Raw genomic sequence first — 25806 nt, forward strand, 5'->3', positions numbered from 1 at the left:
CACAAGGCCGACGGCGCGCCGGGGAACCTACTATTTTCCTACGTAGGCGGCGTCCGAGAGGACGTGGACGTGCCGATGACCTTACCTCGCGTCGTTCCACATGGCTTCCGCTACGACGCATCAACAGACGTTAGTATATTGGAATGGCCGAACCGCCGATCGAACACTGCGACTTGCTGTGCCTGGACTTACCGCACGCCGAGCGGATCCGCGGCCTGCTGCCGTCGTCGGCCGAGGCCGAACTCTTGGCGGTCGCGGCGAGGGCTCTGAGTGACCCGACTCGGCTGATTATCGCCTCTGCGCTTCTTCGGGGCGACGAACTGTGCGTGTGTGACATGGCCTGGGTGGTCGGCCATTCGCAGAACCTCGTGTCCCATCACCTGCGTCAACTGAAGATCGCCGGTTTGGTGACTTCTCGCCGTCAAGCTCGGATGGTGATGTATCAGCTCACTGACCGCGGCCGGTCCTTGACCGAGGCCGTCTTCGGAACTGTGGGCCGCCGGCCACACCGAGAGGCTCCCCATGTCTGATGCGTGCTGCGGTCCTGTGGACAAGGACCTCGACGCCAAGATTGGATCGGGGCCGGACAAGCTGTGGCACGTTCGCGAACTGCAATTGGCTGCCCTGGCTGCCGTTTTGCTACTCACCGGCTGGGCGCTTCACCGGAGTGGACGTGAAACCGTAGGCCTGGGAGCCGAATTGGCGGCAGTCGCCGCCGGGGCCGCAACGTTCGCGCCCGGTGCCGTTCGCAGCCTCCGGCACGGCCGCCTCGGGGTGGGCACGTTGATGACGATCGCCGCGATCGGGGCCGTGGCCCTGGGCCAGGTCGCCGAAGCCGCGCTGCTGTCGATCCTGTTCTCGATCGCCGAGGGACTCGAGCACTACGCGGTGACACGCACCCACCGAAGTCTGCGCGCCGTCCTGTCTCTGGTACCCCCTACGGTCACCGTGGTCCGCGACGGCCGCCAAACCCGCGTGACGCCAGACGAATTGGTCATCGACGACGTGATGGTGCTGCGACCGGGTGACCGCGCCGCCACCGACGGCGTCATCGTCTCGGGTCGCACCAGCCTGGACCTCTCGGCGATCACCGGAGAATCCGTTCCCGTCGAAGCCGAACCGGGTACCGCCGTGCACGCCGGCGCAGTCAACGGCGGCGGGGCCATCGACGTCACCGTTACCGCAGCCGCAGCCGACAGCTCCCTGGCACGCATCGTCCACATCGTGGAGCAGGCCCAGGAACGCAAGGGTGCGGGCCAGCGCCTCGCCGATCGGATCGCCCGCCCACTCGTCCCGGCGATCCTCGCTCTCGCTGCGGCCGTCGCCGCAATCGGCGCGATTCTGGGCGATCCGGTGTTGTGGCTCGAACGCGCGCTGGTGGTCCTTGTCGCGGCCTCTCCATGCGCACTGGCCATCGCGGTGCCGCTGACCGTGGTGGCCGCCATCGGCGCCGCCAGCCGACAGGGCGCTGTTGTGAAGGGTGGCGCCGCGATCGAGGAACTTGGGCGCATCGCCGTGATCGCCCTCGACAAGACCGGCACGCTCACCCGAAACAGCCCGCAGGTGATCGAGGTGATCACCGCAGACGGCGTCACCGAAGCCGAAGCCCTGCAGATGGCGTCCGCGGTCGAAGCCCGCAGCGAGCACCCCCTGGCCCAAGCCATCATCGATGCTGCCGGCTATGGCGTCGTGGTGGCCGACGACGTCACCGCCCTCGCCGGCCACGGCATCAGCGGCCGCATCGGCAACTCCTCGATTCGTTTGGGCAAGCCGGGCTGGCTCGCGGCCGCGGGGTTCACCGACGACGTCACCCGCCTTCAATCGGCTGGGGCGACAGTGGTCCTCCTCGAACGCGACACCGTCGTCGTCGCCGCGATCGCAGTCCGCGACGAGCTGAGGCCCGAAGCGCCCGAAGTGGTCCGACAACTACGCGGGCTGGGCATCGACATCGCGATGCTGACCGGTGACAACGCCCTCACGGCCAAGGCCGTGGCCGAAGCCGCCGGCATCACCGCCGTACACGCCGACCTTCTGCCCGAAGACAAGGCAAGACTGCTGGCCGAACTATCCGGCGGCCAGCCGATCGCGATGGTCGGCGACGGGGTCAACGATGCACCCGCACTAGCCACCGCCGACATCGGCATTGCGATGGGCGCGATGGGTACCGATGTCGCCATCGAGACCGCCGACGTCGCGCTGATGGGCGAAGACCTGCGCCACCTCCCCCAAGTCCTCGCCCACGCCCGTGGGGCGCGTCGAATCATGCTGCAGAACATCGGCCTATCACTGGCGATCATCACAATTCTGATTCCCCTGGCCGCCTTCGGGGTTCTCGGACTGGCCACCGTGGTGCTGATCCACGAGACGGCCGAAGTGCTCGTCATCCTCAACGCGATTCGCGCCGCACGCACGCAGCAACTACCCGGCGTCGCACCGCTGCAGACGGCCGCGGCAGGGGTACATCACGTCACCCTCCCGGCGCCCCCGCCGCCCGTCGACGCCTGCTGCGCTCCGATGGCATCCCCCGCACCGGTAGTCATGGATCAGGGAGACACCTGCGGCGAGGACTGCCCCTGCTGCCGCCCCGTCGAACCCGAGAAGTCACGCGATGCATCGACACACCTCCCGAGGTGAACACCACGACGTATAGAGTCGCGCGGTTCGTCGCCGACCACGAAAATGTCTGCTGCTCATCGTATTCGGACGCTGAGGAGCGACGCACACACAGTCGACGCCCGCCGCGACCGGTCGCGTCGTGACCCGCCTCGATGTCGCAGCCCGCGACGCGTACCGACGGGAAATGGTCGCCGCACGACGCGCACCGTCGGCCGGCCAGCGGTGGCGGCACCTGGAGCGGGCGCACGTCGTTTCCCAACCCGACCCGTGGCTGCACAGCAGCAATCACGCGGCGATGCTGATACTCGCACTGCGCCAACGGGACCGTCACGAAGCTCTCGGCCAGGTCGTCCGACGGGTGTTGCCGCGCCAGGATCGGTGTGGGGGCACCAACACTGTCCGGGTCGACGTGGGCCTGAAGACCCCATGGCCCTACCCGTCGATGTCGCCCCGCTCTTCCGTCCGGATTCCTGCGTCCACGGTCGCGACCGAACCTACGGTCTTTCTACGTATATAGTCGGTTGCGCGAGGCGAACCCACCAGCCCGTCTTGGCGCACCGCTGCGGAGACTCGTCTGATCCCGTGAGGAACAGACGAGCGCTGATTTCACGAAGGACTTCTCAGATGGCACCTGTCACACGCATTTTGCTGACCGTCTTCGCGGTCATCACCATGATCATCGGGGTTGGCGTCTATCTCTCGGCCCAGAACAAGGACTCCCCCGCCGTTGCGCAGGCCCAGGGAGGCGAGGTGGGTCAGTTGGTCCGGGACACCAGCCGCCGCCTCAACACGGCACCGAACAGCGATGTCACCCTCGTCGAGTTCCTCGACTTCGAATGCGAGGCGTGCCGCGCTGCGTTCCCGATGGTCGAGCAGCTGCGCTCCGAGTACGGAGACCGCGTCAACTTCGTCGTCCGCTACTTCCCCATTCCGTCTCATTTCAACGCCGAGCGGGCAGCACGTGCGGTCGAGGCGGCTGCCCAGCAGGGCAAGTTCGAGCCCATGTACAAGAAGATGTACGAGACCCAGAGTCAGTGGGGCGAACAGCGGATTCCGGCCGACTCAACGTTCCGCGGATTCGCATCCGGACTCGGCCTCGACATGGGCGCGTTCGACGCCGCCTACGACGATCCGGCCACCCTCGACCGGGTCAACGTCGACGTCGCCGACGGCAAGGCCCTTGGCGTTCAGGGCACGCCGACGTTCTTCCTCAACGGCAATGAAGTGGATTTCATGAGTTACCAGGAACTTTCGGCGGCGGTCGAACGGGCGTTGAAGGAGTAGCGGCAGGGTGCAGTTCGCGCACGACGGTTTGCCGTGACGTGTGCAAGCCGTCGTTGCCGACATCTTCGTCGCAACGCCCCACCGCCAGCGTTGCATCGTTGGGAGTCCTACACACGCGGTGACGCTTTCGGCGTGGGCCTGGCCACCCAGACGTGGGCGCGAAAGCTGCGGCCCGGAGCCCGCCACCCACCGTAGTGACGCCGGCTGGGCACAGCCTGTCGTCCGGATGTTGGTTCTGTCGGGTTCCGTGCTCACACGCCGCGGGGCGCATACATGATGACGGCAACCCCGAGAATGCAGACGATTGCGCCGGTCACATCCCAACGGTCGGGCCGGAACCCGTCGAAGGCCGTTCCCCAGAGTAGGGAGCCGGCGACGAACACCCCGCCGTAGGCCGCGAGAATGCGTCCGAACTGAGCGTCGGGCTGCAGGGTCGCCACGAACCCGTACGCGCCAAGCGCGATCACGCCCAGGCCGACCCAAATCCAGCCGCGATGTTCCCGCACCCCCTGCCACACCAGCCACGCACCGCCGATCTCGAAGACGGCGGCCACGACGAACAGGGCGACGGATTTGGCGATCATCGTGGGCCACGCTCCTGCGCGGGCAAGCCTGCGAGATCAGCGATTACAGGTTGGGCGTCTGCGAGGCCGGCGACACTCACCTGGACATCGACACCGGTGAACGTGACGGTGAATTGCAGAAACGAACAGCACGACTGCTCGGTGACGATCAGACCCGTCAACGCGGAAGCGTGCTCCATCGCGAGGCACGCGACGAATCCGTTCGCCGTCGGGGTCACCCGCGCCTCGGCCAACAGGTCGTGCCAGGCCGCGATACGGTCGCGGTAGCCCTGATCGTCGAGGGAACACCTCGGTGGCGACGGCTGATCGGCAAGTGACAACGGGGTAACCCGATCGTGAGGATTTAGGAGGAATGCGCAATTCGGGTCGCAGCGGTGGTCGCGATCGGGCAGCGCGTCCAGGCGGGTTCTGGCGCCGAACAACTGATCTCGCAGTAGCTGCAAGTCAGCGATTGCGCTTGTAGTTTCCGCTAGCCGTTTGTCTAGCCGGAGCCGCAACTGGTCTTTCACGGCACGGCACGCATCGGACTGCCACACCACGAGCAGTTCAGCGATGGCTGGGAGCGACAGCTGAAGCCGCTTGGCCGCTTCGATGAACATCAGGCGCTGACGGGCCCGCTCATCGTAGAGGCGGTAGCCGGCCGCGGTGTTGACGACGGTTGAAATCTAGGCCAGTCGCGACGGTGAAAAGTAGGCCACCCATACAGATTGGATGGGTGATCTCCTTGGAAGATTGGGCCTTGATTCGGCATCTTCACCGCAGCGAGGGTCTGTCGCAGCGGGCTATCGCACGGCAGATGGGTATTGCGCGCGACACTGTGGCTGGGGCGTTGGCCAGCGACGTCCCACCGAAATATGAGCGGCGGGCGGTGACGCCGGCGATCGATACCGTGGAGCCACGGATTCGGGCTTTGTTGTCGGCCTATCCCGGGATGCCGGCGACGGTGATCGCGGAGCGGATTGGGTGGACGGGTTCGATCTCGTGGTTTCGGGAGCGGGTCCGGGCGGTTCGCCCGGAGTACCTGCCCGCTGATCCGGTGGATCGCCTCGAGCATCCGCCCGGTCGGGTGGCGCAGTGCGATCTGTGGTTCCCGGCGCCCAAGATCGCGGTGGGGTTCGGTCAGGAGGCGATGCTGCCGGTCTTGGTGATGGTGGCGGCGTTCTCAAGGTTCATCGCCGCGGTGATGCTGCCGTCGCGCCAAACGATGGATCTGGTGGCCGGGATGTGGCAGCTGCTGGCGAGCAGCTTCGCCGCGGTGCCGCACGAGTTGTGGTGGGACAACGAAGCCGGGATCGGACGTCGGGGCCGGTTGGCCGATCCGGTGACTGCGTTGATGGGCACGCTGGGATCGCGGATGGTGCAACTCAAACCCTATGACCCCGAATCGAAGGGAATGGTGGAACGAGCCAACCGCTACCTGGAGACCTCGTTCCTGCCCGGACGCAGCTTCGACTCCCCGCACGACTTCAATAGTCAACTGGGGCAATGGCTTCCGACCGCCAACAGTCGTCATGTGCGTGTCCTCGACGGGCGTCCCGTTGATTTCCTGGATCGTGATCGAGCTCAGATGCTGGTCCTGCCACCCGTGCCTCCGGTGATCGACACCGTGGCGCACCAACGGCTGGGACGGGACTACTACGTCCGGGTGGCCGGCAATGACTACTCGGTGGATCCGACGGCGATCGGTCAACTCGTCGACGTTCGCACCACCCTGGCCCAGGTGACGGTGAGCCGATCCGGGCATCTGCTGGCGGCTCATGACCGCTGCTGGGCGGCACGTCAAACCCTGACCGACCCGGCCCACGTCGCGACCGCCGCGGCGATGCGCCGCCAATTCCAGACGGGCCCGGCTCCACTGGCAGGCGAGCATCTGGCGCGGGACTTGGCCGAGTACGACCGTGCCTTCGGTGTCGACTTCACCAGCAGTGCAACCGGATTCGACGGGGAGGTGGCCTGAGATGGCGGAGGATCCGATCAAGGACATCTTGCACTACGCGCAAGCGCTGAAGGCGCCACGAATCAGGGATGCGGCAGCCCGGTTGGCCGAGCAAGCCCGTGAAGCCAGCTGGAGTCATGAGGAGTATCTCGCTGCGGTGCTGTCCCGTGAAGTCGCCGCCCGCGAAGCCTCCGGTGCAGCGACCCGTATCCGCTCAGCAGGGTTCCCGACGCGTAAGTCACTGGAGGACTTCAACTTCGATCACCAACCTGCTCTCAACCGTGACATGATCGCCCACCTCGGTACCGGTGTCTTTCTGGCCAAGGCCCGCAACGTAGTGCTCCTCGGCCCGCCGGGCACCGGCAAGACTCACCTCGCGACCGGCCTGGCCATCAAAGCCGCCCAGACCGGGCACCGGATCGCGTTCGCCACCGCAGTGGACTGGGTCGCCCGCCTCAAAGCCGCCCACAACGCGGGTCGCTTGCCCGCCGAGTTGGCCAAGCTGCGGCGCATCGGACTGCTCGTCGTCGACGAAGTCGGCTACATCCCATTCGAGCAGGACGCCGCGAACCTGTTCTTCCAGCTGGTCTCCAGCCGCTACGAACATGCCTCGCTGATCTTGACCTCGAACCTGCCGTTCGCCCGCTGGGGTGATGTGTTCGGCGACCAGGTCGTCGCCGCGGCAATGATCGACCGCATCGTCCACCACGCCGACGTCCTCACACTGAAGGGATCCAGCTACCGCCTCAAAGACACCGGAATAGACACCTTGCCCTCCGCCCGAGCCGACAACACGGCACAATAAACCACGACCACGTGGCCTACTTTTCACCGTCGCTCCTGGCCTACGTTTAGACCGTCGTTAACACGCGGTTCGGTCAGCTGGAAGTAGACCGATCTGCCCGTAGTACCGCAGCGTCGATGCGGGCACTCCGCTGCGGCGGGATAGCTCCGAGATCTGCATTGCAGTCATGCCCTGACGGTAAGCGTTGAAGCTGACTAGAAGGTCAAGTCGGAATCGTAGGGTCGGCGCCGATCTGTTCTGAGAACACGGTGACGGCGTCGGAGAGCATGCCCAGTTCGTCATCGCCGGGACGTCGACGTCCTCTAAGGGACCTCATCCACGGTGTACCGATCCGCTTCGGCTTCGGCCAGTTCGGCGACGTGACCGCATCACATCGCCGCAGGCAATCGGGTCGCCAACGTCAACACGACGGCGCCTCGGTGACAACGATGTCGGGGGTCGCCATCGAGCGCATCACGTCGATCTCCCGTTGCTGAGATGACATGATGCCTCGCGCGAAGTCCGTCGCGAAGGGGCTAGCTCCAGCATCGGCCTCCATGCGCGCCATCGCGATCGCCCCCGCATGGTGGGCGATCATCAGCTCGAGATACAGCCGGTCGGCTGCGGCATCCTCAGCGCCATTCAACGCCGCGAGATCCGCGGACGAGACCATGCCGCATTGAGCCATGCGATGCGGCTGCACCGCCGCCGCGCCTACGCCCCACGTCGTCAACCAGCCGCGCATCATGGCGATCTCCGATGCCTGCCGGATTCTGATGGACCGGGCCTGAGCGACGACCTGCGGGTCCGCTCCCGGCGTCGCCACGAGGACATCGGACATCTCGATGGCTTGGGCGTGGTGCGGGATCATCTGCTCGAGGAACGCGACGTCGGCATCATTGTGGATGTGGGCGCCGCTCGTCGATGATCCCAGACGATCCTGCGGCGCACGATTCGCGTCGCTGCAGGCGCTCAGCCCCATGACGAGCGCCACGCAGGCCACGATGACGACTGTGGCCCGCCTCATGATGACTCGATGCTAGGCGCCATGGTCATTGGCCGATCGGCCCCGTCATATCGGCATCGTGGTGCTGCTGACGAACGCATCACGCACCCACGACACGAACTCGGCCCACAGCCCGGTCAACAAGGCGATACCAACTGCGACGAGGAGAACGCCGCCGAAGACCTGAATACGCCGCGTGTTTCCTCGCAACCAGCTCAGTGCCCCCACCGCACGACCCGACCCCACCGCCAAGAGTATGAACGGGACGCCCAGTCCCAAACAGTAGGCAACGACGAGTACCCCACCGCGCAGGACGTTCGTTCCCTCGGTGGCAGAGGCCACCGCGATGACACCGGTGAGTGTCGGGCCCAAGCACGGGGTCCAGCCCAAACCGAACACCACGCCCAGAAGCGGTGCGCCACCCAGCGTCGACAAAGACCGGGGCGTGAAGCGGGCTTCCCGTTGCAGCGCGGGAACGAAACCCATGAAGACCAAACCCATCGCGATCGTCACGACACCGCCGATCCGTTGCAACAGGACGCCGTTGGTGATGATGGTCGTCGTCACACCCAGGATCGCGACGGTTCCCATGAGGAACACCGCCGTGAAGCCGGCGACGAACAGTCCCGCGGCCCCCGCGAGACGCAGACGTGCACGCCTCGCGGGCGCGGCATGTGACCGCTCATCGACTCCCACGATGGCGGCCAAGTACGACAGATAACCCGGTACTAGGGGAACCACGCAGGGCGACGCGAACGACACCAGTCCTGCCAACGCCGAGACGAGAATCGCCAGCAACACGTGCCCGGAGGTGGCGATCGCAGTGAAACCGTTCACGAGGTTTCGACGTTCATCCAAGTCACCCATCTGACACGTTGCGGAACTACTACGTATGTTAGTAGTTGATCTCGGTGAGCGTTCCGCGGATAACCTACTATGCAAGTACGTAGTTAGCAGGTGGCGTCTGTAGCCGCCGTCAATGCGCCACAGTCACCGAATTGGGTCAGGAGACACCGATGATGCGTCCGCCGCGCAAGTCCGTCATTGCCATGATGGCGGCCGGTCTAGCAGGTGCACTGCTGCTCACGGAAACATCCGCCTCGGCCGAGCCGCCAGTACCCGCGCCTCCCGTACCGGGCGATTCTGTCGCGATGTCGCCGAATCCCCCCGCAGCACCATCAGCGGACCTACTCTCACAGGCTGCGGTGCCCGTACCCGTGGACACGCCAGCCGGCCAGAATCCACTGCCCTACCTCGGCCCGTCCGTCTTCGCGCCGCCCACGTTCAACCCCGTGAACGGCTCGATGGTCGGCGTGGCCAAACCCATCGTCGTCAACTTCCAACGGCCGATCGCCGACCGCGAGTTGGCCGAGCAAGCCGTCCACATCTCTTCCGACCCTCCGGTTCCCGGGAAGTTCTACTGGATGAGTAACACCCAACTCCGATGGCGTCCAGTCGATTTCTGGCCCGCCAGCACCATCGTCGCCATCGACGCCGGCGGAACGACGTCGAGCTTTCGCATCGGTGACGCGCTGGTGGCGACGATCGACAATGCCACCTTGCAGATGGAGGTGATGCGCAACGGCACGCCCGAGAAGACGATCCCGGTGTCTCTAGGCAAGCCGGGCTATGAAACTCCCAACGGCACGTACTACGTGCTCGAGAAGTTCGCCGACATGGTGATGGACTCCTCGACCTACGGCGTGCCGGTCAACTCGGCCGAGGGTTACAAGCTCAAAGTCCAAGACGCGGTGCGCATCAACAACGCCGGCATCTTCGTTCACGGCGCACCGTGGTCAGTGGGCGATCAGGGCAAACGCAACGTCAGCCACGGCTGCCCCAATCTGAGTCCGGCCAACGCGCAATGGTTCTACGACAACTTCGGCAGCGGAGACCCGGTCGTGGTCAAGAACTCCGTCGGCGTCTACGACGAGAACGACGGAGCCCAGGACTGGCAGATCTGACTGACGCGCAGGGGTTCCCGCGCCTCATCGACCCATCCGCGGTACCACCGCATCACGGCGAGGCGGGGCGGTTTAACTGGCGGTGCGCTGCGCGAATTGCTGCATGCACGCCGTCGAGCAGAACCTGTACGACGTGCCCAGCCGTGTGACGGTCAACTGGTCGGCGTCGGTCGGGGCGTGCATTCGACAGACCGGATCCACGTGCCGTTGGTGGCGGGTCCCGATGTCCAGGACGAACGCATCGACGGGTGAGCCGACGTTGCGTAGGGCAAGGGGGCCCAACCCGGCCATCGCGGCCAGATCGTCTACTGAGAGCCCTGATGCCGCATCGCCGTTGATGACGATCTGGCGGGGCTGCGCGATGGCGACGAGTCTCGCTGCGGTGTTGACCGTCGAACCGAAGACGTCTCCGCGCCGCTTCACCACGGGACCCGCAGCGACACCGGCGCGCAACAACGGGAAGCCGGGCATGCGACCGGTCTCGTCGGTGAGCCGTCGAAGGAATGACACCGCCATCATGGGGTTCTCACACACCACGAGTACCGCATCGCCGATGGTCTTGATCATCTCGTCGGCCGGCCCGAGCGCCGTGATGACCGCGGCGGCAAACGATTCAGCCAATTGGGCAGCGCGATGATCGCCGTGGGCTTCGGTGAACGCGGTGAACCCGGACATGTCGACGAACACGACGGCTGCGTCGACGTCGGCGTGTTCGAACTCGGTGGCGGCATCCACAGGGGCCGTGGGCCTCACGGATTCGCCGCCGGGCCCGGCATCGGTTCCACCGGCTGCATCGGCAGCCCGAGCAGTCGAAGGGCGTTGGCGACGACGAGGAGTGTCGAGCCTTCGTGGATGAGGACGGCAGGACCGATGCCCAGGCCGAGGATCGTGGCCGGGATGAGTATCGCGACGATCCCGAGACTCGCCCACAGATTCTGCTTGATGACCCGTGAGGAACGGCGGCTCAGTTTGACCGCGAACGGCAGCGCCCGGAGGTCGTCGGCCATCAGCGCGACGTCGGCGGTCTCCAACGCCACGTCCGACCCGGCCGCACCCATCGCTATTCCGACGTTCGCGCCCGCCATGGCGGGCGCGTCGTTGACGCCGTCACCGACCATGCCCACTCGACCGTAACGCGTTCGCAGCGCGGCGATCTCGGCCACCTTGTCCTCGGGCATCAAATCGCCGCGGGCGTAGGCGACACCGACCTCGGCGGCCACCGCATCGGCGACCCGCTGATTGTCACCCGAGAGCATGACGGTGTTGCCCACCCCGAGTTCGGCGAGACGCCTGATGACCGTCGACGCCTCCGGCCGGGGGACGTCCATCAAACCGATCACGCCCAGCCAGCGATCGCCAGCGCGGACGAGCATCGTCGTGCGGCCCGCCTGCTCTAGTCGGTCGACGTCGGCGGCCACCTCGGCAGGTGGACGCTCGGCGGCGTCGATGAACATCTCGCTCTTGCCGATGCGCACCTCGATCCCCTCGACGGACGCGACGATGCCACGACCGATCAGCGCACGGACGTCGGTTGCGCGGGGTACCACCGCGCCGGCCAGTCGCTCGCGGCCGTCGCGGACGATGGCCCGAGCGAGGGGGTGATCGCTCTGCTCCTCGACGGCGACCGCGATCGTCAGAAGTTCCGTCTCGTCGGTGCCAGCAGTGGCGACCACGTCGGCGATGCGCGGCCGCCCCTGGGTGAGGGTTCCGGTCTTGTCGAAGGCCAAGACCTCGACGCGCCCCAGTTCCTCCAGCGCGGCGCCACCCTTGACCAAGATTCCGGCCCTCGCCGCACGCGCCACCGCCGACAGCACCGCACTAGGGGTGGCGATCGCCAGGGCGCACGGGCTGGCGGCCACCAGTACGGCCAGTGCGCGATACACCGTGGCGGTGAAGGGTTCGGCCACCACGAACCCGGCGAACAGCAACAACACGACACCGACCAGGACGACCGGGACGAAGATGCGTTGGAACCGGTCGGTGAAGCGCTGGGTCGAGGTGGTCTTGGTTTGCGCCTCGGCGACCAGGCGGACCACCCGGGCGAGGGTGGAGTCACCGGCGAGCCGGGTCACCTGAACCTCGATGGCGCCGGCGCCGTTGATGGTCCCCGCGAACACCCGCGCGGCCGCGTCGATTAGGTCGGGTGATGCAGCGGCTGCGGCCACATCCGGAACCGGCCGTTTGTCGACGGGAACGCTTTCACCGGTCACCGGAGCCTGGTCGATGCTGCTACTACCGGCGACGACGAAGCCGTCAGCGGCGAGTCGCATGTTGGGTCGCACCACGACGATATCGCCGACACGTAGGCCGGCCACCGGTACCTCGACGGTGTCCCCCGTGCCGCCGCGTCGTACCAGTGCCGTCTTGGGAGCGAGTTCGGCGAGCGCTTCGATCGCGCGCCGGGCGCGGCCCATGGCGTACCCCTCCAGCGCGTGACCGACGCTGAAGAGGAACAGCAGCAGGGCACCTTCTGCGACTTCACCGAGCGCCGCCGCCCCTGCTGCCGACACCAGCATCAGGAAGTCGATCTCGAACCGGCGCTGCCGCACGCTGGCGAATGCTTCCTGCACGGTGAAGAACGCACCGAAGAAGAAGGCCAGGGAGTAGACCACCATCTCCGCCACGCGGGGGGTGTCGGCGAAGGTCGCCAGTGACCAACCCGCCAGGAGCAGTGCCCCGGACAGGCCGGCGAAGACGAGTTCGCTGCGCTCGCCGAAGACCCCGCCGTGACTGTGATCGTGGCCCGCGCCGTCTCCTTCCGCGGCGTCGTGGTCGTCGGCGTGGTCGCCGATGGCGTCGGACACGGGTGTGGTGGCCGGCCCCAGCTCAGCGGCGATGGCGTCCACGAGTTCCTGAGCGGTGACCGTTGCGCGTTCGAATTCGACGTCGACCGTCGTGGTCGTCGATGCTGCCGCGACGACGCCGGGCACTGCTGACAACCGGTCGACCACGGCCCGTCGCGTCGTCTCGTCCTCAGGTGTATCGGTCAACGACCAGCGCAGGTGGCCGTAGTGCGCACTGATGGCGTTGGCAGCCAACCACGCGCGTCGTTGCACGTCGGCTGCCGTCGCCTGGGCGGCGTCGTAGTGCACGCACAGTCGCGGCGTTAACGTCCCGCCGCCGATGACGTGCGCGTCGTCGATGACCGGGCTGGCAGTCAAGTCCACGGTCAGGCGGTCAGCGCATCGTTCGTCACTGCCCGGAAGCAGGTGGGCGAGATCCAGGGCCAACGTCTCCCCCGGCGGCGATTTCCGATCAGCGCCATCCAACCCGCAACTTCCACGTTCACTCATACATGCAATTGTATGCATATGTTGATATGGCAGGTCAACCCCCAGTGCGGGCCACCGGCGGCGGTGGGCCCGCGCCACACATCGCCCTGACGGCGTGACGGCCACCGAGGTTCGGCACCGGGCGGGTGCGCCAATACGCGAGCCGCGGTCACCTCCCACCCTGACTGTCGGATGGCGGCGGTGATTGCCCTGCCGCCAGCAGATAGTCGAATCCGTTGACCCGCAGATCCACCCGCAGTGAAGGACTCGCCCGATTCTCGACGACGTCGGCCTTTCGTTGATGCCACGTTCCATCAGGTCCCACATCAGGTGCGGACATGTTCACCATCGATGCGGGTAACGTCCCCGTCGTCGGGGCCGTGCGCCTTTCCGACATGCGCTTCGGCGCGCATCCGCTCGACCATGTGGGGGTAGTGCAGCTCGAAAGCGGGTCTCTCCGAACGGATCCGGGGCAGCTCGGTGAAGTTGTGCCGAGGAGGCGGGCAACTGGTGGCCCACTCCAGCGAGTTGCCGTAACCCCAGGGGTCGTCGACCACGACCGGCTCGCCGTACCGCCAGCTCTTGAACACGTTCCACACGAACGGCAGCGTCGAGATGCCCAGGATGAACGCGCCGATCGTCGAGATCACGTTGAGTGTGGTGAAGCCGTCACTGGGCAGGTAGTCCGCGTAGCGACGCGGCATGCCCTCGTTGCCCAACCAATGCTGCACCAGGAACGTGCAGTGGAAGCCGATGAACGTCAGCCAGAAATGCAGCTTGCCCAGGCGCTCGTCGAGCAGTCGGCCCGTCATCTTCGGGAACCAGAAGTAGATGCCGGCATAGGTGGCGAACACGATCGTGCCGAAGAGCACGTAGTGGAAGTGCGCGATGACGAAGTAGGAGTCGGTGACCTGAAAGTCGATCGGCGGGCTGGCCAGCAGCACCCCGGAGAGGCCACCGAGGAGGAAGGTGACGAGGAAGCCCACCGAGAACAGCATCGGCGTTTCGAAGGTCAACTGCCCCTTCCACATCGTGCCGATCCAATTGAAGAACTTGATGCCCGTGGGCACGGCGATCAGGAACGTCATGAAGGAGAAGAACGGCAGCAGCACCGCGCCGGTGGCGTACATGTGGTGCGCCCACACCGCGACCGACAACGCGGCGATGGCCATGGTGGCGTAGATCAGTGTGGTGTACCCGAAGATCGGCTTACGGCTGAACACCGGGAAGATCTCGCTGACGATGCCGAAGAACGGCAGCGCGATGATGTACACCTCGGGATGGCCGAAGAACCAGAACAGGTGCTGCCACAACAACACTCCACCGTTGGCCGGATCGTAGACGTGCGCACCGAGGTGCCGGTCGGCGGCCAGGGCTAGCAGGGCGGCGGTGAGTAGGGGGAAGGCGAGCAGCACCAGGATGGAGGTCACCAGGATGTTCCAGGTGAAGATCGGCATCCGGAACATCGTCATGCCTGGGGCGCGCATGCAGACCACCGTGGTGATCATGTTGACTGCACCCAAGATGGTGCCCAGACCGCCCACGATCAGCCCCATGATCCACAGATCGGCGCCGGCACCGGGGCTGCTGATGGCATTGGACAGCGGCGTGTAGGCGGTCCAACCGAAGTCGGCGGCGCCGCCGGGGGTGATGAAGCCGCCCAGGGCGATGAGCGCACCGAACAGGAACAGCCAAAACGAGAATGCGTTCAACCGGGGGAACGCGACGTCCGGCGCGCCGATTTGCAACGGCAGCACCAGGTTCGCGAACCCGAACACGATGGGCGTCGCGTAGAACAGCAGCATCACCGTGCCATGCATGGTGAACAGCTGGTTGTACTGCTCGTTGCTCAGGAATTGCAGACCCGGCAGCGAAAGTTCAGCCCGCATGAACAGCGCCATCAGGCCGCCGACGAAGAAGAACACGAAACACGTGACGACGTACATCATGCCGATCAGTTTGTGATCGGTGGTCGTCACCAGCTTGTAGATCAGGTTGCCCTTGGGTCCCATCCGCGGCGGGAAGGGACGGCGTGCCTGCAGCTCACCTACGTGCGGCGCTTCGGCTACCAAGGGATCCTCCTTCTGCACGCCCGGAACGCGCAACGCGCGACTACCAACTAGTGGTGTGTCCTGCGATTAACTGATGGTTAATTGGTTATGATTTTCTCCATGAGACGACCCGTGCCTGCGTTGGAAGTGTCGGATGGCCAACGGGAGGTGCTGGAGTCGTTGGCTCGGTCGCAGTCGGGTGCGCATCGGGAGGTGGTGCGAGCCAAGGCCCTGTTGATGGCCGCTGACGGTATGGCCAACACGGCGATCGCTGCCTCATTGTCGGTGTCGCCGGCATCGGTGAAGAGTTGGCGTGAGCAGTTCGCCGTGCAGGGTTTGGTGAAGTTCGCTCAGGTGCGTAAGGGGCGTGGCCCCAAACCGTCGATCCCGCAATCGAAGATCGAGGAGATCGTCGATCTGACCTTGAACTACCGACCGGCGGGTGAGACCCATTGGAGCTGTCGAACGATGGCGGCAGCGACCGGGGTGTCGAAGTCGACGGTGCAGCTGGTGTGGCACGCGCGCGGGCTCAAGCCGCATCGGGTCGAGACGTTCAAGCTGTCCAACGATCCGCGCTTCGAGGAGAAACTGGTCGATGTCGTCGGGCTGTACATGAACCCGCCGGAGAAGGCGATCGTGTTGTGCGCCGACGAGAAGTCCTCGGTGCAGGCATTGGACCGCACTCAGGCGTCGCTGCCGATGGTCAAGGGGCGCGGTGAGACGATGACCCACGACTACAAGCGTCACGGCACCACAACCTTGTTCGCGGCACTGGACGTGTTGACCGGCAAGGTGATCGGGCAATGCCTGCCGCGGCACCGCCACCAGGAGTGGTTGACGTTCCTCAAGACCATCGACCGCGAGGTGCCCCAGGACCTGGCGGTCCACTTGATCGTGGACAACTACGCCACCCACAAACATCAAGACGTCATCAAGTGGCTGGACAACCATCCTCGGTTCCACCTGCATTTCACCCCGACGTCCTCATCGTGGTTGAACCTGGTGGAACGCTGGTTTCGTGAACTGACCGACAAAGCGTTGCGGCGCGGGGTATTCCATTCCGTCCCTGACCTCGTTGCCTCGATCCAGGAATACCTCGACTCACACAATGACGCCCCCCGACCCTACGTGTGGACAGCGACCGCAGAATCCATCCTCGCCAAGGTCGCCCGCGGGCGCATCGCCCTCGAAAAGGTCAGCTAAATCCAGGACACACCACTAGGTACGTAGAGTAACCTACTGAGTATCTCAGTACTAGGTCGCGTAGTTGATCGCGCTGAGCGCTGACGAGCCGCACCACCTGTGAGAACACGGGTGTCCCGCTGGGGCGGGTGCCGAGCACTCGCACCCGCTCCGGCCCCGCCGTCACCATCGTCGATCGAGGTGCAGCCGCCCCCATCCGAGCGCGCCAGACTTGCCCCGTCCCCGTCCCCGTCCCACCGCTGACGGGTGCCACCGCACTCGGTGGGACGACGCGGCGACCTTCGCGGAATACTGACCGACTCCGTACGTGTACGGGCCGCCCGACCCCACCGATGGGGGCGAAACCGCTGCTCTACGCCCGACACGCCCCCCAGTCCTGCCCCCGACGTCGGGCCGAACTGCGCGATGAGCCGGCATCGGTGGCTTGCCGAACCGGCATCGGTGAGTTAGCGTCTCGCAACACATCACGAACCGGTAACGGCAAGGAACGTCTCGACTTGGTCTCTCATCACCGGATCACACGACCAGACGCACCGATTCACCCCCGCTGGGACACTTCGGTCACGGAGATTCAGGCCGACGACCAGTTCGGTGGGTCGACGGGATCGGCGTATGGCCGCAGCCATCCCTTCGCCACCGACGTCCAGGTTCTCACGGCACCCGAACTCGACGACCTCAACGACCTCGACGAGGAGTCGCCATGGCTGCTCATCGCACCGGGTTCCGCACCCCGTGCAGCGCGGCCCACCACGCGGTACTCCGTCGACCGAGCGGTCGTGAACGCCCGAGGCAGCGTGACCGGGCGGCCAGCGACGTCGGGCACGCACCGCGCACCTCGTCCGATCCGCCCAGGCACCTCCGACGCCGCTGGCGCGGTACACTGCAGGCTCCTCATCGCAGCCATCGCGGCGGGGGCCGTCGCCGCGGGAGCCAACGCAGCGCTCGACGCATCGCAGGAGCGGGTGGATCCCGTACTCCTCGCTGATACCACCGCACCGCGGTGGTACCTCCCCCAGGAACGGTCCGGAATCCAAATCGTCTCCGTCGCAAGCATCGTCGACTCCGTCGTGCACGACGAGGAACTCGCCAACGCCACGGCCTTCGCCCAAGAGCGAGCCCAGCGAGAAGCGCGACTGCAACGGCCGCAATTCGTCTTCCCGGCGCGGGGCATCATGACCTCGGGATTTGGGACACGATGGGGCACCCTGCACGGCGGGCTCGACGTCGCCAACGCGATCGGCACACCGGTCTACGCCGCCTCCGATGGCGAGGTCGTCGCTGCCGGGCCGACGCCGGGTTACGGCATGTGGGTCAAGATCCGAGACTCGGCTGGCACGGTCACCCTCTACGGACACATCGACACGGCCACCGTCCAAACAGGCGACCGAGTCTTGGCCGGCGATCAGATCGCCACGATGGGCAATCGCGGCAATTCGACGGGTCCGCACCTGCACTTCGAAGTCCACCTCGGTGGATCGGAGAAGACCGACCCCATGCCGTGGCTACGGGAACGTGGGGTCCCCAGTAACTAACGGGCGCACTGCCATTCGCACGACGATCGACGTCGGGCCGCACTCCCTGCATCAAACACACACGATCTGCACCACGAGCGCCAGGCGCGATGTCCAGCGTGCCCGAGCCACCAACCACGGCCCTGCACTACGGGGAGGCCGGGCAATCATGGGGGTTTGACGGCCCGGCCCCGGATACCGACGGCATCGCGAATACCACCGGCAGGGAAAGGTTAGCAGCGTGCTACTGAGATAGTCAGTAGAACCGGTGAGCCGTCGTCGCCCACCGCGCCGAAGAAGGCTGGTGCCACGAGAGGCGCCCCACGCTGCTCGGCACCGTAAGCTACCTACTGACTAGTTCAGGAGGTTTCGACATGGCGCGGGTGCGTGGCTTTGGAGAACTCGAGGCGGCAATCATGGACCGTCTGTGGAATCGCGAACCCGATGCCGACACCACGGTGCGGGACATCTTCGACGAGTTGGGTGCGGAACGCCCCATCGCCTACACCACGGTCATGTCGACCATGGACAACTTGCACGGCAAGGGCTGGCTGTCGCGCGAACGCGACGGCAAGGCCTACCGCTACCGGCCCACCCTGACCCGTGAGGAACACAGCGCCCGGCTGATGCTCGAGGCGCTCAGTGGCGGCGGCCGCTCCGAGGCGGTGCTCAGTCACTTCGTGGCGCAGATCGACGCCGACGAATCCGCCGACCTGCGTGCGGCATTACGACGCCTAGCCCGCAAGTCGGGCCGGCGATGACCGTCGCCGCGGCACTCTTGCTGTACGTCGTGGCGGTCCTGGCGGTCGGGCCGAGACTATTGCTGCGCATCACCGCCGATGGTGGAGCGCCACGGCTAGCCATCACCGCCTGGCTCACGGCCATCGTCACAGTCCTCGGATGCTCGGTCACTGCCATCGCGCTGCTGCTGATCGAAGCCGCTGGGCATTGGGACAGCCCCGACGCACTACTCGTGTCATGCCTAGAACGCCTGCAAGCAATCCTGGTCGGCCACGCTGGGTGGCCGGCGCAGCTCGTCGCGAGCGTGGCGGTGGCCATTGCCGTCGGCAGTGTGATCGTCATCTGCGTTCGAGTCGGACGCGCCCTGAGCCGCATGCGCACACACACCTTCGAGCACGCCGACGCCATCCGCATGGTGGGCAGGTCAGGCGGCAACGACGTCGTCATCATCGACGCCACCGAGGCCGCGGCGTACTGCGTGGCGGGCCGCCCACCCGCGATCGTCGTGACCACGGCCGCCCTGGGCGCACTCGATGACACCCAACTCGCGGCCGTGATCGCCCACGAACGGGCCCATCTCGACGGCCGCCACGCCTACGTAGTCGCCGCAGTGCGCGGCCTGGCGACCGCGTTACCCAGGGTCGAGCTGTTCACCAGTGCCGCTGCGCAAGTCAGCTCCCTGCTGGAAATGTGTGCCGATGACACCGCGGCTCGTCGACACGGTCATCGAACTCTGCTCGCTGGACTGCTGGCGTTGTCCGGTGTCGTCGCGCCGGCCCACGGTCTGGCCGCAGCCAGTGTTGCGGTGCTCGTCCGCGCCGAGCGGCTCACCGATCCTCAAAACGGTCTCGCCCGAATGCGCACCCGCGTCACGCTGAGCGGAGCAGTGGCAGCAATGGCCGCCACACCGTCGCTCATCGTCGCCCTATCGATGTCGGGTGCGTTGATCTGCTTCGCCTGAGGATCGCGGAGACGTCACCTCGCGCCCGCCCAGGACCTAGTCACCACCGATCCACGCTCATGAAATGGGCATGCACCACGTCAGTGGTTGCACCCCTAGATGCGTTCGACGTCAAAGGATCCCGCAGATTGACTAGCAGCGGGTTCCGCCCGCCCATGACGCCGCTCCCGCCAGAGCCAAGGACGACAGCAGCGCCGCCGCGATCCGCCGGCCAGCCCTATGCGGCTTCCGCGGGGCGCACCCTGGTCGGTCCCAGATCGACCGAGCCCCATGACAGGACACGGCTTGTGCGCTCTTCGTGGAACCCAATCTACTATGTCGCTACGTACGTGGCCAGACTCGTTAGCTGCACCCCGGCACGGAAGTGGACCAAGATTGTTCGCGGCGATGGGGAAGCGTTGATGCGCAGCGGCCCGCCGGGCGAGGGTTTCACCGCTTCATCGGCGCGCGGTCAGGCGGCGAGTTCACCGAGGACGTAGATGCACAGGAAACCCGCGAAGAGCATCGCGCTGAGGAAGGTCGTCTCGGTTTGATCGTGCGCTTCGACGATCAGCTCCTCCACGGCAAGGTAGAGAAGGGCTGCCGCGCCGAACGCCAGTACGAACGCCAAGACGGCCGTGCCCACGCCGGCCAGCAAGGCCGCAGCACCCACCGCCCCAACGGCGGTGACGAGACCGAGCCCGGTGCACACCGCGGTGGCGCGCATCGCGCTCAGGCCGGAATCACTGAGTTCCGCGACCAATGACAACGAGAGGAACAGGATCTCCAACGTGAGCGCGACGGTCAGAATCAGTGCTTGCGTCGAGCCCAACCGCACCCCCAGGCCAACGAGGAGCCCATCGATCAACAGATCGATGGCCACCGCCGCGAGCAGCCCGAGTGGAAGGCTGCGCGCGGATGTACCGGAACTGCGGTCGCGGCTGTCGATGCGTCGTCCGTACGCTGCCAATGACAGCACCAATGTCACCCCGCACACGAACCCCGTTGCGGCCCAGCCAAGATTTCCCTCGTTTCGCAGATCAGGCAGTACCTCACCGGCCAAGGCTGCGATCACGACCCCTGCCGCAAAGTGCTGTATCGCGCTGACCACCCGAGGTCCAGGTGGTCGAAGGACGGCAATTCCGGCCCCGATGCCTGACGCCGCGACGGGGAAGCTGACCAGGAACGCCGCTTGACCGACGAGGCTCATCGGGCACGCTCGACGTGCGCGGCCGGCATCACAGCGCCGAACGGGGCGGGGCGGCTCACCGCGCACACCGGTCGGCCAGTGGGGCGTGCGGATTCATGGGTCGAATCCAGGTCACGTCGATCCTCGCTGGACTCGGACACCGCCGCCAGCCAGCCACGCCCATGCCACCGTCTCCCCCGTCGAACTTCTACGTGATGTGCGCCTCGCCCTTGGTATCTAACTCCACGGAGTCGTTGCCCGAACGTCAAATTCCGAGGATCGCCGACACGCCGAGTCATGCGACGTGCTCACGGGTGCCTCCGCGCCCAGACGGCCGACACCGCCATAGGCGAAACTACTGACTTAGTCCGCAGATGTGGATATGGTGCGCTCGTGTGCTCCCCCGCAGCGACCAGGAGGTCGGCTGATCGCACGTCGATGCCAGGCCCTTCGTCGTCGACATATCAAGCGACGGTCACTCGCGGACGGACCACGATCATCCCTCGTGGATCGATGGCCAACCGCTGGGCCCCCGACATCCCCGGTGCCGCAACGGCATACGGGGACCGATAATTGATGCCTGTGCCGACGGTCGGCGCCGCGGCAACCACGCCCGCTGCCTCATCAAACCGACGCCCACGCAGCACGTTTCCCTTCGCCACCGGCCGGCGCTCCCGGTGCTTGGTGGCCGTCGTCGGGATGCTGCTCTCGTACTCCGTCGTGGGATGCGGTGAATCGGCGCGGGTGTCGTCCCAGACGCCACCAAGCGCCGCGGCTGCCGAAGAACCGCACAACCACGCTGACGTCCTATTTGCGCGCGACGCCATCGCACACGACAACCAAGCCGTCGCGTTGAGCAACCTGATGATCGGCAGAGACGACGTCGATCCCCGGATAGCCGGTGTCGCACGCCAAATCGCCGCCAGCAGCACCAGCCGAACGAACGCCTTGCAGGCGCTTCTGCTGGACTGGGGTTTCGCCCCGGTGACCGCCAGTGCGTTCCCTCCAGCGGCCACGCCGTACGCGCCGGTTCAGCCGGGTGAGCACCCCTTGGCCTCCGACGGCGACTTCGGCCTCCTGCGCGATGCGGTCGGGCCACTCGCTACGGATGTGTTCGTCGACCTGATGATCAGGCAGCACCGGTTCGCGATCGCTGCTACGCGTGATCAACTGCAATCCGGTGTGCATCGTGGTGCGATGGCCATGGCGCGGTCAATCATCGAAAGCCTGCAGACCGAGACCTCGGCCATGGAGGCCCTAAACCGTTGAGACGCCGGGGCAATGAGCGTTTCGTGGCCATGACGTGTCCGGCGGCTGTGCTGGCAGGACGCGTCAGCGGTCGTCGCTGGCGGCGCTGTCCACTGATCGTTGCGGCGACTCGTGTAGCCCGCGCAGGAACGCGTTGTACGCCGCCAGCTCAGCGGCGTCGCGTTCCACGTCGGCTTCCCGCTTGGTGGTCTGCGATTCCTCTTCGCGACGCCATCGGATGGCGAAGATCAGCGTCGTCAACACCGCGATGGGCTCGCCGTAGGACCACGCCAGGGCGCCGGCGACCGCCTGATCGGCGACCGGGTCGACGTTCCAGTTCGCCGGGGGGTGCGCGAAGGTGTCGGTCAGTGCTCGCGGCGCCATCATGAGGATGACGCCGATGAAGACGTGCAGCGGCATCTCCACGAAGATGTCGAAGAACCGGCCCAGGTTGCTCTGTCGGACGGGCAGCGGACCGGTCGACAGGATTGGCAGGATGAACAAGAGGCCGCTGGCCAGGAAGAACACCTGCAGCGCGACGTGGCCGCCGACGCTGGCTGCCACCGCGTCGAAGAGGTCGGACAGGTACAGGCCGTAGTAGCTGAGCAGGAAGATCGGAATGGTGAAGCCAGGGTGCAACAGCATCCGGGCGAGGCGGCAGCGCAGTCCACCCAATGCGGCGATCAGCACGTAACGTCCCAAACCACGATGAGGAGTGGACCTGAGCAACAGGCGACCGGGTGCACCGAGCACCAGGAGCGGCGGGACGAGAATCGACAGCGTGAGGTGCTGAAACATGAAGGCGCTGAACAGCCGGTAGCCGTAGCCGTCGATGGCCAGACCCGTCACGGCCGCCAAGGCGAGGCATCCGGCGAGGAAGCTCGCCGTGCGCAACACGTTCCACTGGCGGCCCCGTGACCTGATGACCCCAACGGCGATGAGGTACCACACCCCTAAGCCGACTGCCAGGACGGGAAGTATTGGCACCGGTGGGGGAAGCCAGCCGAGCATCCCCAGTACCGACGGAGGCGCCGTGGGAACCACGACCTCACCAATCACGAGTGGGGCACCCATTCTGCCGGGCGCGGAGCGGCTACCGACGCCGTGACGGGGTTCGTTCCGGGGGCAACGCCGCTCATTGCCCAGGCCCGGGGTCGGTGGCGGCTTCGGCTGCGAGGCGCCGAACCACGGGTTCGAGATCCTCGGCCAACAATGCCCGCAGGAACACGGCGGCGACACGATGCCCCCGGTCCAAGACGATCGTGGACGGGATCACCGTCGTGGGATACCTGGCCCCCAGGGCGATCATCGTGCGCATCGGTGGGTCATAGATGGACGGGAAGGTGACGTTGCGGTCGACGATGAAGTCCACTGCGGCTTGGCGGTTGTTGTCGCGGACGTCGATCCCCAGGAAGGCGACTCCCTCGGCGCGCGTCGCCTCATACACTTGCTGCAACTCAGGCATCTCGGTGCGGCAGGGGCCACACCACTGGCCCCACACGTTGATCACCACGACTTGGCCGGCGAAGTCATCGAGGGACACCGTGCGATTTGGGTCCATCAGATCGGGCCCCCGTATCGTTCCGGGGCGACCTCGGTCCTGTGGCGGGTCGTAGAAGATGTCGATTTGTCCACCCGGCGCGACGAATTCGAACGTGCCGCCTTGGGCGACGGCGTCGTCGCCGCCGGCACATCCGATGACTGCAGCGCCCATCAGAACCGCGGCCATGGCAGCGGCGGCGCGCCGCCGAAGGGGCGGGCGATGTTGGACATCGCAGTGTGTGGACTTGCTATCGCTGCTCGCCACTGGCTGCCACTCCCGCCTGCGAAACGGTCTGGCATGCCCGGCGTCTCCAGGTAGCCGCGGCGATCGCACCACCGCTGATGATGAGAAGCAGAGTTTGCAGGGACGGCGCCCACCGGGTCGCGGGGGACTCCTTAGACGTCGGCGTCACCGCGTCCACGAGGTATGCAGCCGTGAAGAATTCGGTCTCGCGCGTCACCGTTCCGTCGGGTTCGATGATAGCGCTGATACCGGTGGTGGCGGCGACGACGACGGGCCGGTCATGTTCTATTGCACGAATCTTGGCAAACGCCAACTGTTGTCGACTCATCGTTTCGTTGAACGTCGCGTTGTTCGACGGCACGACCAGCACTTGTGCACCGTTGCGCACGGCATCTCGCGGCGCCCGGTCGAAGACCACTTCCCAACACGTGGTGACGCCGACCGTCGTTCCCGCGACTTGGACTACGCCCGCGCCGTTGCCGGGCACGAAGTTGCCCGCTCGGTCGGCGTAGTTGGAGAAGTTCTGGACGACGTTGCGAAGGGGCAAGTATTCGCCGAAGGGCTGCAGGATCTTCTTGTCGTGGCGTTCGCCTGGGCCACTGCTGGGCGACCACACGATCACGCTGTTCGTGGCGGTGGCCGGCTCAGACGCCGCCGGGGTGGGCCCGGCCAGTACCGCTCCCACCATGATGGGCGCCGCTACGGCGTACACCGCGGACGATATCTGCGCTGCCGCGATGGGATCGAGGAGGGGATCGACGTCCGAGGAGTTCTCCGGCCAGATCACTAGCTGTGGTCGATCGACGGTGCCCGCAGCGACGTCGTCGGCGAGTCGCAGGGTTTCCTCGACGTGGTTGGCCAGCACCGCGCGGCGTTGTGCGTTGAAGTCCAGGCCAAGCCGTGGCACGTTTCCTTGCACTGCGGCGACGGTGAGCGTCTCGGATGCCTCGGCGCCGCTGCGCTTCCCGACGAGCATGCTCGACGCCAGGCAGCCCAGGACCACCAACAGCAACGCCAATGCCGCGTGAACCGCGATCGGGTCGGCGAGCAGGCGTGTTCGCCGCCGAACACGACCCGCCAGCACGGATACCAGGAATCCGGAGAGGACGACGATGAGCGACACCAGCGTCACACCGCCGATCCGCGCGTATGAGGCTAGCGGCCCATCAGCCTGACCGAAACCTACGACGCCCCAAGGAAATCCGCCGAACGGGATACTGCACTTGAGCCACTCGATGCTCACCCAACACGACGCCCACCAGAGCGGCCAGCCAGGGAGTCGGCGCAATGTGACCGCAACGCCGCCGAAGAGAGCGGGGAACAGTGCGCACATCGTGCTGAGGGCGACCCATGGGAGGGCTCCGACGAAGATGCCGGTCCACGGAAGCAGTGGCAGGTAGAACGACAAGCCGAACAGGAACCCGAACCCCATCCCACCGATCGCCGTCGTCGAACGGTCGCCGAGCACCCATGCCAGCAGAGCGAAGCCGACGATCGCGGCGGGCCACACACCGTATGGCGGGAAGCTGGCGCATACGGCCAACCCGGCGGCCACTGCCAACGCGACCCGACACCACTTCGCCCGCATCCAGCTACGGCGATCCCGACACTGGGTGGGCATTCCCGAACGTCGGGTCCGCGTCGTGGACAAGCGCTACCTCCGTGGCCAGGCAGAACGAGCGCGCCCGCCT

The 25806-nt window shown here is 65.9% G+C and carries 24 protein-coding genes and 1 pseudogene; 12 read left to right on the plus strand and 13 right to left on the minus strand.

Annotation, left to right across the window (positions count from 1 at the left end):
* The first annotated feature begins 143 nt into the window (after positions 1-143).
* The 4 genes from QUE68_RS14450 (at position 144) to QUE68_RS14465 (ending at position 3900) form a co-directional block, all read left to right on the plus strand.
* Positions 144-530, plus strand: a complete 387-nt coding sequence (locus tag QUE68_RS14450; RefSeq protein WP_284235978.1) for an ArsR/SmtB family transcription factor — start codon at positions 144-146, stop codon at positions 528-530.
* Complete coding sequence (locus QUE68_RS14455; RefSeq protein ID WP_284235977.1) at positions 523-2634, plus strand: heavy metal translocating P-type ATPase; 2112 nt, start codon at positions 523-525, stop codon at positions 2632-2634. The genes QUE68_RS14450 and QUE68_RS14455 overlap by 8 nt, the downstream gene beginning before the upstream one ends.
* Before the next feature lie 121 nt (positions 2635-2755).
* Positions 2756-3133 (plus strand): DUF3703 domain-containing protein, encoded by a 378-nt coding sequence (locus tag QUE68_RS14460; RefSeq protein ID WP_284235976.1) that lies wholly within the window; start codon positions 2756-2758, stop codon positions 3131-3133.
* 107 nt (positions 3134-3240) lie between these two features.
* On the plus strand, positions 3241-3900 hold the full coding sequence (locus tag QUE68_RS14465; protein WP_284235975.1) for a DsbA family protein: 660 nt from the start codon (positions 3241-3243) through the stop codon (positions 3898-3900).
* A 251-nt stretch (positions 3901-4151) separates the two neighbouring features.
* Here the strand turns inward: QUE68_RS14465 and QUE68_RS14470 are convergent, their stop codons facing one another.
* From QUE68_RS14470 to QUE68_RS29495, 3 genes and pseudogenes are all read right to left on the minus strand, one after another.
* A complete protein-coding gene (locus QUE68_RS14470) occupies positions 4152-4484 on the minus strand; it encodes a YnfA family protein (protein ID WP_284235974.1) in 333 nt (110 codons plus the stop codon).
* Positions 4481-4804: a hypothetical protein gene (locus QUE68_RS14475; protein ID WP_286275707.1), complete on the minus strand. Its 324-nt coding sequence runs from the start codon at positions 4802-4804 to the stop codon at positions 4481-4483. The genes QUE68_RS14470 and QUE68_RS14475 overlap by 4 nt, the downstream gene beginning before the upstream one ends.
* A 159-nt stretch (positions 4805-4963) precedes the next feature.
* Positions 4964-5083 (minus strand): annotated as a pseudogene (locus QUE68_RS29495) (MerR family DNA-binding protein); the annotation flags it as partial.
* Positions 5084-5199: 116 nt separating this feature from the next.
* Here QUE68_RS29495 and istA point away from each other — a divergent pair.
* Entirely contained in the window at positions 5200-6441 is a 1242-nt protein-coding gene (istA, locus tag QUE68_RS14480; RefSeq protein WP_284226727.1) for an IS21 family transposase, read from the plus strand.
* A gap of 1 nt (position 6442) precedes the next feature.
* Positions 6443-7225, plus strand: coding sequence for an IS21-like element helper ATPase IstB (gene istB / locus QUE68_RS14485; RefSeq protein WP_286274579.1), 783 nt, complete (start codon positions 6443-6445; stop codon positions 7223-7225).
* Between the two features lie 57 nt (positions 7226-7282).
* Here the strand turns inward: istB and QUE68_RS29635 are convergent, their stop codons facing one another.
* The 3 genes from QUE68_RS29635 to QUE68_RS14500 all read right to left on the minus strand — a co-directional run bounded on the left by QUE68_RS29635 (position 7283) and on the right by QUE68_RS14500 (position 9047).
* Entirely contained in the window at positions 7283-7507 is a 225-nt protein-coding gene (locus QUE68_RS29635; RefSeq protein WP_455013358.1) for a MerR family transcriptional regulator, read from the minus strand.
* A 118-nt stretch (positions 7508-7625) separates the two neighbouring features.
* Entirely contained in the window at positions 7626-8231 is a 606-nt protein-coding gene (locus QUE68_RS14495) for a DUF305 domain-containing protein (protein ID WP_284235972.1), read from the minus strand.
* A 45-nt stretch (positions 8232-8276) separates the two neighbouring features.
* On the minus strand, positions 8277-9047 hold the full coding sequence (locus QUE68_RS14500; RefSeq protein WP_284236233.1) for a cytochrome c biogenesis CcdA family protein: 771 nt from the start codon (positions 9045-9047) through the stop codon (positions 8277-8279).
* Positions 9048-9226: 179 nt separating this feature from the next.
* Here QUE68_RS14500 and QUE68_RS14505 point away from each other — a divergent pair, with 179 nt between their 5' ends.
* Entirely contained in the window at positions 9227-10174 is a 948-nt protein-coding gene (locus tag QUE68_RS14505) for a L,D-transpeptidase (protein ID WP_284235971.1), read from the plus strand.
* Between the two features lie 72 nt (positions 10175-10246).
* On the opposite strand, the gene QUE68_RS14510 is transcribed toward QUE68_RS14505, so the two are convergent.
* From QUE68_RS14510 to ctaD, 3 genes are all read right to left on the minus strand, one after another.
* Positions 10247-10927, minus strand: coding sequence for an adenylate/guanylate cyclase domain-containing protein (locus QUE68_RS14510; RefSeq protein ID WP_284235970.1), 681 nt, complete (start codon positions 10925-10927; stop codon positions 10247-10249).
* Entirely contained in the window at positions 10924-13485 is a 2562-nt protein-coding gene (locus tag QUE68_RS14515) for a heavy metal translocating P-type ATPase (RefSeq protein ID WP_349816922.1), read from the minus strand. Before QUE68_RS14515 ends, QUE68_RS14510 begins: the two co-directional genes overlap by 4 nt.
* Positions 13486-13772: 287 nt before the next feature.
* Positions 13773-15518, minus strand: coding sequence for an aa3-type cytochrome oxidase subunit I (ctaD, locus tag QUE68_RS14520; protein WP_284235968.1), 1746 nt, complete (start codon positions 15516-15518; stop codon positions 13773-13775).
* A gap of 99 nt (positions 15519-15617) precedes the next feature.
* On the opposite strand from ctaD, the gene QUE68_RS14525 reads away from it, so the two are divergent.
* The 4 genes from QUE68_RS14525 (at position 15618) to QUE68_RS14540 (ending at position 19913) form a co-directional block, all read left to right on the plus strand.
* The gene (locus tag QUE68_RS14525; protein WP_284235576.1) at positions 15618-16700 is read left to right on the plus strand and encodes an IS630 family transposase; all 1083 of its coding nucleotides are present in this window, start codon (positions 15618-15620) and stop codon (positions 16698-16700) included.
* Between the two features lie 497 nt (positions 16701-17197).
* Positions 17198-18232, plus strand: a complete 1035-nt coding sequence (locus tag QUE68_RS14530) for a M23 family metallopeptidase (protein ID WP_284235967.1) — start codon at positions 17198-17200, stop codon at positions 18230-18232.
* Positions 18233-18585: 353 nt separating this feature from the next.
* A complete protein-coding gene (locus tag QUE68_RS14535; protein WP_284235966.1) occupies positions 18586-18972 on the plus strand; it encodes a BlaI/MecI/CopY family transcriptional regulator in 387 nt (128 codons plus the stop codon).
* Positions 18969-19913: a M56 family metallopeptidase gene (locus tag QUE68_RS14540; RefSeq protein ID WP_284235965.1), complete on the plus strand. Its 945-nt coding sequence runs from the start codon at positions 18969-18971 to the stop codon at positions 19911-19913. The genes QUE68_RS14535 and QUE68_RS14540 overlap by 4 nt, the downstream gene beginning before the upstream one ends.
* A 451-nt stretch (positions 19914-20364) precedes the next feature.
* On the opposite strand, the gene QUE68_RS14545 is transcribed toward QUE68_RS14540, so the two are convergent.
* Positions 20365-21102, minus strand: coding sequence for a ZIP family metal transporter (locus QUE68_RS14545; RefSeq protein ID WP_284235964.1), 738 nt, complete (start codon positions 21100-21102; stop codon positions 20365-20367).
* 663 nt (positions 21103-21765) lie between these two features.
* Here QUE68_RS14545 and QUE68_RS14550 point away from each other — a divergent pair.
* A complete protein-coding gene (locus QUE68_RS14550) occupies positions 21766-22350 on the plus strand; it encodes a DUF305 domain-containing protein (RefSeq protein WP_286275708.1) in 585 nt (194 codons plus the stop codon).
* Positions 22351-22413: 63 nt separating this feature from the next.
* On the opposite strand, the gene QUE68_RS14555 is transcribed toward QUE68_RS14550, so the two are convergent.
* The 3 genes from QUE68_RS14555 to lnt form a co-directional block, all read right to left on the minus strand.
* A complete protein-coding gene (locus QUE68_RS14555; protein WP_284235960.1) occupies positions 22414-23403 on the minus strand; it encodes a cytochrome c oxidase assembly protein in 990 nt (329 codons plus the stop codon).
* A gap of 61 nt (positions 23404-23464) precedes the next feature.
* Positions 23465-24058: a TlpA family protein disulfide reductase gene (locus tag QUE68_RS14560; RefSeq protein WP_284235958.1), complete on the minus strand. Its 594-nt coding sequence runs from the start codon at positions 24056-24058 to the stop codon at positions 23465-23467.
* 61 nt (positions 24059-24119) lie between these two features.
* On the minus strand, positions 24120-25736 hold the full coding sequence (gene lnt, locus QUE68_RS14565; protein ID WP_284235957.1) for an apolipoprotein N-acyltransferase: 1617 nt from the start codon (positions 25734-25736) through the stop codon (positions 24120-24122).
* Positions 25737-25806: the final 70 nt, after the last annotated feature.

The organism is Mycolicibacterium sp. TUM20985, assembly GCF_030295745.1.
GTDB lineage: Bacteria > Actinomycetota > Actinomycetes > Mycobacteriales > Mycobacteriaceae > Mycobacterium.